The organism is Streptomyces angustmyceticus, assembly GCF_019933235.1.
GTDB lineage: Bacteria > Actinomycetota > Actinomycetes > Streptomycetales > Streptomycetaceae > Streptomyces > Streptomyces angustmyceticus.
In genome coordinates this window covers 3,723,481-3,736,844 of record NZ_CP082945.1, presented here as the reverse complement: position 1 = coordinate 3,736,844, position 13,364 = coordinate 3,723,481, and the positions used below count along the sequence as shown (strand labels likewise).

Sequence of the window (13,364 nt, the reverse complement as noted above, 5' to 3'; positions counted from 1 at the left end):
GACCAGATGTCACATCTGGTCACGGAGTCGACGTTAGATCCACCGGAACCGTGGAATAAGGGTTGTTCCGGCCAGGAGTTGGCGGGGGCGGACCTTCACGGGTGTGCCGGGGTGAGCCGGCGTCAGGTGTTAGAACACTCTCAAAACGGAGTGGCATGGCACTGCGGGGCGAAGCGCGCCAGGTCGCGCCGTGCACCCCCGGGATCGCCGGTGACCTGGTCATATGCGTGCGGAATACGGGGGTGGCGGTGGTGTGTTACGGCGCTGTCAAGGTGGCGGGAGATGTTCGAAGTTCTCCCCTGACGAGGGTGACTGGTGAGTACACTCGCCGACCATGTGTGAGGCCCGCCGGAACACAAAACGGCAGAATATACCCGTTTCTCAGCCATGTGCCGACGCTTCGGCCGGGCAGGGAAAGGCTGTGCGGAACCTGGCCGCCGCTGTCGGACGCGCCCCCCTGCGGGCGTTCGCCGCCGGCGACGGGCGGGTTCCGAACGGGCGGGTGGCCATGACGGGCAGAGCGGCCGAGGTCTCGGCCGTGGACGGCTTCGCGCCGTCTGCCGTCCCTGTCACGACTGCCGCCCCGACGGTCACCGCCGGCACCCGCAGCGCTCGCACTTCCCCCACATCCCCCACCCCCACACCCCCCATGACCCCCACATTTGGCATAACCCCCCACATCCCCATATTCCCCCACACCCCTATCCTCCCCGGCACTCCCACCGCCGCGCTCCCCGCCCAGGCCGCGCCCGAGACCGTCACGGGCGCGACATGAGGGGCCGGGCCAAACGGCGCAGGCACGCCCAGTCCCGTGCCCCGCGCGGCCATTGGCTGCTGCTGAGCCTGCTCCTGCCCCTGGCCTTCGTCGCCCTGCTCTTCGAGGGCTGGACCACCCACGAGGTCGACGCCGCCAAGACCCGCAAAGACTGCACCCAGCCCGTCCCGCGGGCGGTGGAGAAGGGCGGGCCGGTGGTGGACCTCCGTGGCGGCACCGTGCGGACCGCCGCGATGCCCGCCCGCACGGTGGCGCTCACCTACGACGGCGGACCCGACCCGGTGTGGACACCGCGGCTGCTCGACCTGCTGCGCAAGCACCACGTCCACGCCACCTTCTTCCTGTACGGCGCCAAGGCCGCCCAACACCCGGACCTGGTACGGAGGATCAGGGACGAGGGCCATGAGATCGGCTCGAACACCTACACCGGCGCGGTCATGGGCGAGGCATCGCCGCTGCGTGCCCGGATGGAGCTCTCGCTCACCCAGAAGGCGCTGGCCGGCACGGCGGGCATCCACACCAGGCTGCTGCGGCTGCCGCAGACCACCGCGTCGGACACCATGTGCGGCCCGGAGTGGAAGGCCGCCAAGAAGGCCGGCGCGGAGGGCTACACGCTGGTCGCCGCCGACCGGTGGTACCGCAAGCCGGCACAGGGCCTGATCAGGCAGTTCAGTCAGAACGGCACCGCCTACGAGGAGACCGAGCGGCTGCTCGCCAACCGGAACGTCGACACGTTCACGACGGTGACGGCCGGGGCCAAGCTGCCCCCGGCCGAGAAGCAGGTCGACGGCACCGAACAGGCGCTGGGCACGGCCCTGGTCTGGGTCAAGGTCGCCGGCTACACCTTCGTGCACGGCATGACCTGGGTGCTGGGCATCGCCGGCGCCCTGGGCGTGCTGCGGCTGGCGTCCCTCGTCGTCTTCGCCCGGACCCACGTCCGGCGGCTGACCCGCTTCCGGCCGGGCTCCCCCTGGCTGCGCGAGATCACCGACCCGGTGACGGTGCTCGTCCCCGCCTTCAACGAAGAGGCGGGCATCGAGTCCACCGTCCGTTCGCTGCTCGCCTCCACCGACGTGCAGCTGCAGATCATCGTGATCGACGACGGGTCGACGGACGACACGGCGGACATCGCCGTCCGGATCGGCGATCCCCGCGTCGAGGTGATCCGCCAGTACAACGCGGGCAAGGCGGCCGCGCTCAACACCGGCCTGGCCCACGCGCGGTACGACATCGTGGTCATGGTCGACGCCGACACGGTCTTCGAACCGGACGCCGTCTACCGGCTGATCCAGCCGCTCGCGCATCCGGCGGTGGGTGCGGTCAGCGGCAACACCAAGGTCGGCAACCGCAGCCGGCTGCTGGGTCAGTGGCAGCACCTGGAGTACGTCTTCGGGTTCAACCTCGACCGGCGGATGTTCGAGGTGCTGGAGTGCATGCCGACGGTCCCCGGCGCCATCGGGGCCTTCCGCCGGGACGCGCTGATGGGCGTCGGCGGCGTCAGCGAGGACACCCTCGCCGAGGACACCGACCTCACCATGGCCCTGTGGCAGGCGGGCTGGCGGGTGGTCTACGAGGAATCCGCGATCGCCTGGACCGAGGTGCCCACCTCGCTGCGGCAGCTGTGGCGGCAGCGCTACCGCTGGTGCTACGGAACGATCCAGGCCATGTGGAAGCACCGCCGGGCCGTCATCGAGGTGGGCCCGTCGGGGCGCTTCGGACGGCGCGGGCTGAGCTACCTCGCGCTCTTCCAGGTCGCCCTGCCGCTGCTCGCACCGGTCGTCGACGTCTTCGCGCTGTACGCGGCACTGTTCCGCGGCCCGGTGCTCGCGGCCACCGTGTGGTTCGGCTTCCTCGGGCTCCAACTGGCCTGCTGCGCCTATGCGCTGAAGCTCGACCGGGAGCCGGTGAAGTCGCTGTGGGCGATGCCGCTCCAGCTCTTCGTCTACCGGCAGCTGATGTATCTGGTGGTCATCCAGTCCGTGGCGGCCTTCCTGCTAGGCACCCGCCTGAAGTGGCAGCGCATGCAGCGCTCCGGCACCGCGGCCCAGCAGATCGGCCAACCGGTCGCGTACCAGAGCCTGACGCCCAGATGACCCCGTAACGGGCCCTGCGGGGCGTCCGTACGGCCGTGCGCCGTGCGGACGCCCCGGTCACCGGCCACCGGCCGCCGGCCCGATCTCGCACCTGCCCGTTCACGTGTGCGGATCTGGGCACCCTTAGGTGAAGAGAACATGACATTGGAGGCTTCCGCGCATGACCGATTGGCTGGACGCGTCGCCCGATACCTGGCGGGACGGCGAAACCGAGACGTACCCCGGCCCCGGGCAGGTGTGGCTCCCGGAGGAGCACCCGCCCCAGATGTATGCGCCCCAGACGCATGCGCCCCAGGGGTATGTGTCCCAGACGTATGCCCCCCAGGGGCAGGGGCCTGAGTCGCAGCTGTACCCGCCGCAGGCGTATCCGTCCCAGGGGCCCGAGGCGCAGCTGTACCCGCCGCAGGCGTACCCGCCCCAGGAGCCCGCGTCCCAGGCGTACCCGTCCCCGATGCCGCCCCAGGGGCCGCCGCCCGAGGCGTCTCCGCCTCCGGTGCAGTGGCCCCAGATGGACGATCCGGCAGGGCCCGTGCGCCGCCCGCTGCCCGACGTCGTGGCGCCCGTGCCCGCACCGGTGCCCCCGGTCCGGTCCGAGGCCCCCGGAGGGAACGACGGGCGAGCCCTTCGCCCCGGGCGCGTGGGCCCCGGCGGCGGGCGCATGGGCCCCGACGACGGGCGTACGGGCCGCGGCCGGCGCGCCGCCCGCTCCTCCCCGCGGCGCCGCCGGGTCAGGCGGACGGCGATCCTGCTGGTGACCGTCCTGCTCAGCGGCTCCCTGGGCAGCTACGTCTGGGCCGACACCCAGCTCAACCGCGAGGTCGACCTGAGCAAGATCGCGGACCGGATGCCGGCGGGCAAGGGGACCAACTACCTGATCGTGGGCTCCGACAGCCGGGTGGGCCTGTCCGACCGGGCCAAGAAGGACCTGCACACGGGTGGTTCGGCCGACGCGGGCCGCCGTACCGACTCGATGATCCTGCTGCACACCGGCGCCCACGGCACCACGATGGTGAGCCTGCCGCGCGACTCGTGGGTGACCATCCCGCCCTACATCCGCCCCGACACCGGCAAGCACTACAGCGCGGCGAAGAACAAGCTCAACGCGGCGTTCTCGTTCGGCGGCCCCGATCTGCTGGTGCGGACCATCGAGCGCAACACGGGCGTGCACATCGACCACTACACGGAGATCGGCTTCGCCGGCTTCGTGGGCATCGTCAACGCCATCGGCGGCGTCCCGATCTGCCTGGACCGGGACGTCAAGGACAAGAAGTCGGGCGCGAACCTCAAGAAGGGCTGCCACACCCTCGACGGCCGCACGGCACTGGCCTTCGTCCGCCAGCGCCACCAGGAGGCCCAGGGCGACCTCGGCCGCAGCCAGAACCAGCAGAAGTTCCTGGCCGCCCTCGCCCGCAAGGCCGCCGAGCCGGACATCCTGCTCGACCCGGCCAAGGTCTACCCGACCATGAGCGCGGGCCTCGGCACGCTCATCGTGGACGAGGACACCGGCCTGACCAACCTCACCTCGCTGTTCAAGGCGATGAAGGGGGTCACGGCGGGCGACGGCAAGCGGCTCAACGTCCCCGTGTCGAACCTCAACCTCCGCACCCCCAAGGGCAGCGCCGTGCAGTGGAACGAGGCGAGGGCCAAGGAGCTCTTCAACGAGCTGAACGACGACCGGCCGGTGACGGTCGAGGAGAAGGGCTGACCCGCCGCGCACGGGCCTACGGCCGATCAGCCTCCCGGGCCACCCCACGCCCGGGGAGCTGAACGACCGGGGGCCCGTGCGCTCCGGGCACCGCCCCGCGACCCGCCGCTCCCGCCAGGGGCCGCCGCCGCACCGCCGGGCCCTAGCGGAACAGGCCCAGCGCGCCGTCGAGCGACCAGCTCTGCCAGCTCATGGCGAACAGCCCCGTCAGGGAGATCAGGGCCATCATCAGGTTCTGCCCCTGCTCCGCCCAGTCGTGGATCATCAGCACGAGGTAGACCAGGTTGAGCACCACCCCGGCGACCAGGGCTATCGGCGTCAGGAATCCCGCGATCAGCCCGAGCCCGAGAGCGAGTTCGGCGTAGGCGACCAGGTACGCCATCGGGCGGGGGCGGGGCTTCACGAAGCGGTCGAAGCCCCTGCGGACCACGGGCCACCGGTGATCGGCCGCGATGCCGGCGGCCCAGGTGATGCCGCCGCCCGCGAACCAGGTCTTCTTGTCCTTGTGGCGCCAGCTCTCCAGCCACCACAGCCCCAGGCCGATACGGAGGACGGCGAGCCACTCGGCGCCGCTGAGCCAGATCGTCTGCATGCTGCCCCTCGATTCGTCCACCTGATATGACGACGCGTCAGTTCAGCGGATGCCGCGCCATCCCGCAAGAGGCGGAGTTCCCCCAGCTCGCCTTGTCGTCGCCGGAGTGAGCCCATAACCTCAAAACTGATGGACCGTCAGAATCCGGGTCCGGTGGGTGCCTCACCGGCGGGCAGTTGGGGGTACAGCGTGAGCAGCAGCGAGAGCGGCACGGCGGAGCTTCCCAGGGTCATCAGCGTGGACGATCACGTGATCGAGCCCGCGCACCTCTTCGAGACCTGGCTCCCGAAGAAGTACCGCGACAAGGGGCCGAAGCCCTTCACCGCCGGGATCGGCGAGCTGGCGTACGTCGGCGGGAAGTACCGGTTCACCACCGACCCCGAGGGCCAGATCACCGACTGGTGGGAGTACGAGGGCCAGTTCTTCCCGTACAAGCGCATCATCGCCGCCGTCGGCTTCTCCCGCGACGAGATGACGCTGGACGGGATCACCCGGGAGCAGATGCGCCGCGGGTGCTGGGACCCCAAGGCGCGGCTGGCGGACATGGACGTCAACCACGTCGAGGCGTCGCTCTGCTTCCCGACCTTCCCGCGCTTTTGCGGGCAGACCTTCGCCGAGGCCGCCGACAAGGAGGTCGGGCTCGCCTGCGTCCGGGCGTACAACGACTGGATGGTCGAGGAGTGGTGCGGGGACAGCGGCGGCCGGCTGATCCCGCTGTGCCTGATCCCGCTGTGGGACATCGACCTGGCGGTCGCCGAGATCCGGCGCAACGCGGCCCGCGGCGTACGGGCGGTGACCTTCAGCGAGATCCCCACCCACCTGGGCCTGCCCTCGATCCACTCCGGGTACTGGGACCCGTTCTTCGCGGCGTGCGAGGAGACCGGGACCGTGGTCAACATGCACATCGGGTCGTCGTCGCAGATGCCGGCCGCCTCGCCGGACGCGCCGCCCGCCGTGCAGGCGTCGCTGAGCTTCAACAACGCGATGGCGTCGATGATGGACTTCCTGTTCAGCGGCGTCCTGGTGAAGTTCCCCCGGCTGAAACTCGCCTACAGCGAAGGGCAGATGGGCTGGATCCCGTACGCCCTGGAGCGCGCCGACGACGTCTGGGAGGAGCACCGGGCATGGGGCGGGGTCAAGGACCTGATCCCCGAGCCGCCGTCGACCTACTACTACCGGCAGATCTTCTGCTGCTTCTTCCGCGACCGGCACGGCATCGAGGCGATCGAGACGGTCGGGGTCGACAACGCGACGTTCGAGACCGACTACCCCCACGTCGACTCGACCTGGCCGCACACCAGGAAGGTGGCGGCCGAGCACGTGGCCGGGCTCCCGGCGGACGTGACGTACAAACTCCTGCGGGGCAACGCCATCCGGATGCTGGACCTGCCGTTCGACCGGGAGTGAGGGCGGGCGCGGCGGCGCGCGGCGCTCACCACCTCTCCAGGTACGTGGTGAACAGCATTTCCGTGCGGTCGCCGGGCAGGACGACGTCGGAGACGTCCACGACCCGGTCGTCGACGCCGACCGAGGTCTTCCGGAGCACCAGCACCGACGACCCGCGCGGCAGCGCCAGCTCCGCCGCCTCGCCGGGCGTCGGCGGGCGGGCGGTCACCCGCTCCTCGACGTGGCCCAGCTCGATGCCGACGGTGTGGAGCTGCGCCTGCGACCCGCCCGGCCACGGCTCGTTGGTCTCGTCCAGCAGCTCGGGGTTGCCCGCGATCACCTCGCGGACGAGGTAGGAGGTCACCAGGCCGAAGGGCGTGCGCTCGGCCGCGTACCGCGTGCGGTAGCGGCGCTCCAGGAGGGCGGTGCCCTCCGGCAGGGCGAAGGCCCGCGCGAGGCCCTCGTCCGCCTCGATCTCCCGGTACGACGCGTGAAAGACCAGGTCACGGCCGCGCAGACCGGTCTCGTACTCCGTGATGCCGTACCGGGCCCGCTCCTCCAGCGGCTCGCGCGCCCGGCTCTTCTCCCACTGGTGGCGGAGATTGGTGCGCACGGCGGTGGCGCGCGGGCGCCGGACGACGTCGCCGCCCCCGGGCCGCCGCTCGACGAGGCCCTCCTCGCGCAGCACCCGCAGGGCGTCGCGGACGGCGGAGGCGCCCTGTCCGAACTGCTCGGCGAGCCGCGCCTCCGGGGGCAGGCGGTCCCCCGGCCGCAGCCGGCCCGCGCGGATCGACTGCCGGAGCCGGTCCGCGATCCGCTCGTACGCCACTGCCATGCGTGCTCACCGTTCCGTGCGCCGTGCGCCGGCCCCGCCGGACGGGATCAGCGTACGAGCGGGGGAGAGGTGCCGACGAGCGGAGAGCGTCCGTCCGGTGTCCGGCCGCCCGCGTCCGGTGCCGGGCATGGAAATGCCCGATCGCTGGCGACGGGGGATGCACCAGCGATCGGGCTGACACCAAGATTAACAAGGCTGCCTGTCCGGTGGGAGCCAACTGCCCGGCTCCATTTGGGGTTTGTGAGCGGGATCACGTGGTGTGGTGCGGCAAGGGGTGGAATCCGGGAGCAAAGGATGCCCGCGGAGCCGGCCGGGGCCGCCCGCCCGGCGCCCGGACGGCAGGCGGCGGTCCGGCCCCGGCTCCGTCACTCGCCGCACGAGGGCGTGTACGGCAGCCGGGGCAGGTACTCGTGCCACTTCTCCGGCGTCAGCACTCCCCGGGTGGTCGCGCAGATGCGGTGGACCGCCTCGCCGGCGTCCAGGTTCCACAGCCGGACCGTATCGGCGCCGCTCGACACCGTCAGCATGTGGCTCTCGGGCCGGAACGAGAGGAAATTGCCCGTCGTGGACTTGGGGCTCATCGACTGGCCGATGGGAGCGGCCGCGGCGGGGCGGGTGACGTTCCAGAGCCGGACCGTGTCGTCGTTGCCGCCGCTGGCCAGGGTGCGGCCGTCCTGGCTGAAGGTCAGCGACACGACCGCCTCGGTGTGGCCCGTGAGGGTGGCGAGGCGGGTGGCCGCGTGGGGGTCGCCGACGTTCCACAGCCGGACCGTGTTGTCGTCGCTGCCGCTGGCCAGGGTCCGGCCGTCCGGACTGTAGGCGAGCCGGTTGACGGGGCCCAGGTGTCCCGTGAGCGGTGCGCCGAGCCGCCGGACGTGCCGCGGGTCGGCCACCTTCCAGAGCCGGACGGTGCTGTCGGAGCTGCCGCTGGCGAGCGTGCGGGCATCCGGGGCGAAGACCAGGGAGTTGACGTAGCCCTTGTGCCCGGTGAGGGGCGCGCCGAGCCGCCGCGGACGGGACGGGTCACGGACGTCCCACAGCGCGATGGTGCGGTCGTCGTAGGCGGTCGCCAGGGTGCGGCCGTCCGGGCTGAAGGCCATGGCGTCCGAGTAGCGGGTCCGCAGCGTGACGGGCGGCCCGTAGGGGACGGGCCGCGCCGGATCGGTGACGTTCCACAGCCGCAGGGTGCGGATTCCCGTCCGCACCGCGAGCGTGTGGCCGTCGGGGGAGAACGCCATCGCCCGCGCGTCCCCCTTCCCGGGCCGCAAGGGCCTGCCCAGCAACGCGGGCCGCCGGGCATCGCGCACGTCCCACAGCCGGATCCGCTGGTCGCGCGCGGCCGTGGCGAGCACCCGCCCGTCCGGGCGGAACGCCCCGCTGCGGCCGGTCATGTCCGACGCCGGCACCGACCACAGCCGGGCCCTGTTGTCGCCGCTCCCGGTGGCCAGGGTCCGCCCGTCGGGGCTGAAGGCCACGGTGTACATCTCGCCGCTGCTGCCCGCGAGCGGCTCGCCGACCTGCGAGGGGTAGGCCGGATTGCCGACGTTCCACATGCTCGCCGTGTTGTCCGCGCTGGCGGCGGCGAGCATCCGTCCGTCCGGCCGGAAGGCCACCGACCACACGGGACCGGTGTGGCCGGTGAGCGCCGCACCGAGCGCGGCGGCGTGCCGGGGGGCGGCCACGTCCCAGAGCCGGATGGTGGTGTCGTCGCTGCCGCTGGCGAGAGTGCGGCCGTCGGGGCTGAACGCCACGGAGTGCACCGTGCCCTTGTGGCCCTTCAGCACCGGGCCGGCCGGCGCCGGATGACGCGGATCGGCGGTGTCCCACAGCCGGATCGTGTCGTCGTCGCCACCGGACGCCAGCGTCCGCCCGTCCGGGCTGAACGCCACGGCGCGCACGGCGGCCGTGTGGCCCCTCAGCACCCCGAGGCTGCGCGGCCGGCGCGCGTCGGCCACGTCCCACAGCCGCACGGTGTGATCCTCGTCGGCGGCGGCCACGGTGTGCCCGTCCGGACTGAAGGCGAGCAGGAAGACCGTGCCGTCGTGGCCGGTCAGGGGAGCGCCGATCGGACGCGGCCGCACGGGGTCGCGCACGTCCCACAGCCGGATCGTGCCGTCGTCCGAAGCGCTGGCGAGGGTCCGGCCGTCCGGGCTGAAGACGGCGGTGCTCACCCAGCTCGTGTGCCCGGTCAGCGGCTTGCCCAGGGGCTCGGGGCGCGTCGGGTCGGCCACGTCCCACAGGCGGACGGTGCGGTCGTAGCTCGCGGTGGCCAGGATCCGTCCGCCCGGGTGGAACGCGGTGAGGTAGACGGCGCCGGTGTGGCCGGCCAGCGGTGTGGCCAGCGGCGCGTTCGCCGTCGAGACCAGCCGGTTGCGGGTGCCCTTGTCGTCCGGCCGCAGGCGGTGCGCCACCAGGTCGAGCTGCGCGGACAACGACGGATCCGTGTTCTGCACGCGATCGGCCTCGGCGAGCACCTGCGAGAACACCGCGTCGTCCCGCTGCTGCCAGGCGACCACCGCCGACCCGGCGGCCACGACCGCCAGGACCGCCAGCGCCGACACCGCGCCGCGGCTGATCCACGCCGTGCGCCTGCGCAGCCCGGCCGAGGCGGCCAGGAAGTCCACCGCGCTGCGGGTCAGGTAGGTGTCACCGGCGGACTCCGCCCAGGCACGGGCCTGTTCCAGGCGCGAACCCCGGTAGAGCAGCGAGGCGTCGCGGTGGGAGCTCTCCCAGGCCCTGCCGTCCTCCTCCAGCCGCTGGCGCAGCAGATTGCCGCTCCGGTCCTCGTCGATCCAGTCGCGCAGGCGCGGCCAGGCGTGCAGCAGCGCCTCATGGGTGATCTCCACGGCCTCCGCGTCCAGCGTCACCAGGCGGGCGTGCACCAGCGCTTCGAGCGATTCCTGCGTCTTGCGGGGGTCCGTCGACTCCTCCGCCAGCTGGCGCCGCGTCCCCCGCCGGCGGGTGGCCTGGGTGTCCTCGCCCAGCCGGACCAGCCGCAGGAGGAGCAGCCGCGCGGCCGTGCGCGCCGTCGGGTCGAGGCCGGACCAGGCCCGCTCGGCGGTCGCCGCCACCGCTCCCTGGATGCCGCCCGCCGCGCGGTAGCCGGCCAGCGTCAGCCGGCCCGCCTTCCGGCGCTGCCAGGTGGCGAGCAGGGCGTGGGACAGGAGCGGCAGCACCCCCGCGTCATGGGTCCCGCCGGGGCGGTCGGCGCTCACCTCCCGGACGATCAGCTCGGCCAGCCCCGGTTCGAGTTCCAGGCCCACGGCCCTGGCCGGCCCGGTCACCGCCTCGCGCAGCTCGGCGGTGGTCAGCGGCCCGAGCACCATGTGCCGGTGCTGCAGCGCGTCGGCGAGTTCGGGATGGGCCAGGCACTGTTCGTAGAAGTCGGCGCGTATGCCGAGGACGACGAGCACGGGGGCCGGGGCGTCCGGCCCGGCGGGCGTGCACGCCGCGTGGAGGACCTGGAAGAGGGTGCGCCGCTCCGCCTCGTCGGAGCAGAGCGTGAACGCCTCCTCGAACTGGTCCACCAGGACGACCGGCCGGGCGGCACAGGACGTCTCGCGCCCCGCCCATGCCGCGACGGCCTCCCGCACCGCGTGCGCGAAGCGCCCGGTGCCGGGCTCGTGCCCCGCGGATTCCCCCGCGGCGGCGAGGACGGGCGCCAGCCCGGGTATCCGGGACGTCAGCTCCGCGAGCGGATCGCCGCCCGGCACGAACTGCAGCACCTTCCGCTCCGCACCGTCCTCGCCGCCCGGTGCCGCGTTCCGCAGGGCGGGCACCAGACCGGCGTGCAGCAGGGAGGACTTCCCGGCCCCCGAGGCCCCCACGAGCATCACCAGTCCGCCCGTCTTCTCCGTCGCGCGCAGCTGCGCGACGAGCGCGGCGGTGCACCGCTCCCGCCCGAAGAACCACCGGGCGTCCTGCTGACGGTACGACGCCAGCCCGCGGTAGGGGCACACCACGGGGGCGGCCGGCTCCCCGGCCGGGGAACGCCCCTCGTCCTCCGCCGGGGCCGCGGCACGGTCGCCGACCGCCCGCTCCCACAGACGCTGCCACTCGGCCACGTCGTACAGACCGGCGGACACCGGAACGGGCCGCAGACGCCGGGCCCGCGGAATCAGGATGTGCAGCACCGCGGCGAGCGCGGCGAACTGGGCGGGCACGTTCCTGGCCCGGCGCCAGTCGCTGATCCGCTGCACCGACACCCGTACGGGCCGCCCCCGTTCGTCGACCCGCTGCAGCCGGACGACCGACTCGGCCACCTTCTTGAGCGGAGGGTTGCCGGCCTCCTTGTACAGCAGCGCGAGACGTTCCGCGAAGGCCGTGCGCGCCCCTGAGTCGGAACTCAAGGTCTCCACCCCTTACTTCCCCCGCACCTGGACATCCGGACCGGAAAACTCACCTTAACGGCCTGACCTGCGGTGACGCCGTTCGTCCGGCCCCGGATCCTCCTCGCGGGGAGCCACAGCTGGCAGGATCACCGAGCAGCAGCGCAGCCACCGGGCACCACCCGGACAGGCCACCGGCTCAGCACTCCGGACGACGACTTCCGACGCATCCTGTCAGTCGCCGTCCGCCGACGTCACGAGCCGGTGCGACACCCGCGGCCCCGGCTCCGAGCCGGCCACCCCGCGGGCCCACCCGTCCGGACGGCACCCCGCCGACCACGGCCCCGGCCGTACCCGCCCCGCGCCCACCGGCGCGGACCGACACCGCCCGCGCCGTCCGCCACCGGTCCCCACGTGGGGAGGGACCGGTGGCGGATGGCGGGGTGGTGGACCGGGCGGTCTGCTGGGCAGGGGAGCGTGCGCGCCGCGCCGCGCCGCCCGCCTCAACTCTCCACTCAGTGACCACGAACCGGCCCTTCCTCACGGAAGCGCCGGGCTCCTGCCGTCATGCACCGCATGCGGGAGAAGCTGATGGAACCTGATGGCAGGTCTGACGCGAGAACACGAAGAAGCGTTGGACGCCCGCCCGGCGGTGTGTTCCGCGTCACGTGTCGCCCGATCCGGCGGACGAGATACAAGAAGGGCCTGATCCTCAGTGAGGATCAGGCCCTTGCCTGTGTTTCTTCAGTCGGGGTGGCGGGATTTGAACCCACGACCTCTTCGTCCCGAACGAAGCGCGCTGCCAAGCTGCGCTACACCCCGAAGCAACGAGCTCTACTTTAGCGGACTGATCCCTGTAGGTGAAATCCGGTTCTTGTGGAGCCGGGGAGCGGGCCTGACCTGGTCGATCCCGATGGTGATCAAGGGGAGGGCGCAGAGGGCCGGCGCGAGGGTGGCGGCGGTGGCGGCCGTGGGGGAGGGGGCGCCGGTGGCGGCAGGGAAGGCGAGGGTGCAGGCGAGGTAGAGCAGGGGGTAGGCCGGCCACTGCCAGGCGCAGGACGGGCGGAAGCCGCGAGGGGCGGTGAGCAGCAGCCAGTCGGCGAGGGCGGCGAGGGGCGTGACGGTGTAGAGGAGCTGGTCGGAGACGGCTCGGACGGCGCCGGGAGTCGCGGCGGGCAGCGTGAAGGCGATGGGGTCGGCGGCCGGGAAGACGTAGTGGAGGAGGGCGGGGAGGAAGAGGAAGGGGACGAGGGCGCCGGTGATCCGGGGGCTCACGGGGCGGCGGCCGGTCCAGGCGCGGTGGGCGGAGCAGGCGGCGATCACCGCAGCGGCGAGGTTGGCCTGCACGGTGAAGCGCGTGAGGAGCTGGGCCGGGGCCGCGGTGCCGAGGGCCGCCAGGACGACTCCGGTCAGCGCGGCGGCGGTGATCAGGAGGCGGAAGGCGGCGGCGAGGGGGTGGCGGCTCGTGGGCGCGACGGCCGCTGCCGGGGTGCGGGCGGCGGCGCCGGCCGGGTCGGTGGCGTGGCGCGTGGACTGCGAGGTCCGGGTGGGATCGGACATCCCTCCACGTTACGGGGATGATCAACGGCGCTGGGAGACCCCGTTCGGCAACAGTCCCGGCCGCGTTCGCCTCCGGTGTCCTAGCCCGCG

7 protein-coding genes and 1 tRNA gene are annotated in these 13,364 nt (G+C 72.8%); 3 read left to right on the top strand and 5 right to left on the bottom strand.

The window, feature by feature from the left end; translation table 11 throughout:
* Positions 1-771: 771 nt before the first annotated feature.
* Both K7396_RS16730 and K7396_RS16725 read left to right on the top strand, forming a co-directional pair.
* The gene (locus K7396_RS16730; RefSeq protein ID WP_086717431.1) at positions 772-2,868 is read left to right on the top strand and encodes a bifunctional polysaccharide deacetylase/glycosyltransferase family 2 protein; all 2,097 of its coding nucleotides are present in this window, start codon (positions 772-774) and stop codon (positions 2,866-2,868) included.
* Positions 2,869-3,028: 160 nt separating this feature from the next.
* The gene (locus tag K7396_RS16725) at positions 3,029-4,573 is read left to right on the top strand and encodes an LCP family protein (RefSeq protein WP_373866923.1); all 1,545 of its coding nucleotides are present in this window, start codon (positions 3,029-3,031) and stop codon (positions 4,571-4,573) included.
* 142 nt (positions 4,574-4,715) lie between these two features.
* Here the strand turns inward: K7396_RS16725 and K7396_RS16720 are convergent, their stop codons facing one another.
* The gene (locus K7396_RS16720) at positions 4,716-5,165 is read right to left on the bottom strand and encodes a DoxX family membrane protein (protein WP_086717432.1); all 450 of its coding nucleotides are present in this window, start codon (positions 5,163-5,165) and stop codon (positions 4,716-4,718) included.
* 189 nt (positions 5,166-5,354) lie between these two features.
* Between K7396_RS16720 and K7396_RS16715 the strand changes: the two genes are divergently transcribed.
* A complete protein-coding gene (locus K7396_RS16715; protein WP_086717433.1) occupies positions 5,355-6,572 on the top strand; it encodes an amidohydrolase family protein in 1,218 nt (405 codons plus the stop codon).
* A 25-nt stretch (positions 6,573-6,597) separates the two neighbouring features.
* Here the strand turns inward: K7396_RS16715 and K7396_RS16710 are convergent, their stop codons facing one another.
* The 4 genes from K7396_RS16710 to K7396_RS16695 form a co-directional block, all read right to left on the bottom strand.
* Positions 6,598-7,386: a GntR family transcriptional regulator gene (locus K7396_RS16710; protein WP_086717434.1), complete on the bottom strand. Its 789-nt coding sequence runs from the start codon at positions 7,384-7,386 to the stop codon at positions 6,598-6,600.
* Positions 7,387-7,751: 365 nt separating this feature from the next.
* On the bottom strand, positions 7,752-11,744 hold the full coding sequence (locus K7396_RS16705; RefSeq protein ID WP_086717435.1) for an nSTAND1 domain-containing NTPase: 3,993 nt from the start codon (positions 11,742-11,744) through the stop codon (positions 7,752-7,754).
* A 718-nt stretch (positions 11,745-12,462) separates the two neighbouring features.
* Positions 12,463-12,536, bottom strand: a tRNA-Pro gene (locus tag K7396_RS16700).
* A 12-nt stretch (positions 12,537-12,548) separates the two neighbouring features.
* Positions 12,549-13,274 (bottom strand): integral membrane regulator, encoded by a 726-nt coding sequence (locus K7396_RS16695; protein ID WP_152104634.1) that lies wholly within the window; start codon positions 13,272-13,274, stop codon positions 12,549-12,551.
* Positions 13,275-13,364: the final 90 nt, after the last annotated feature.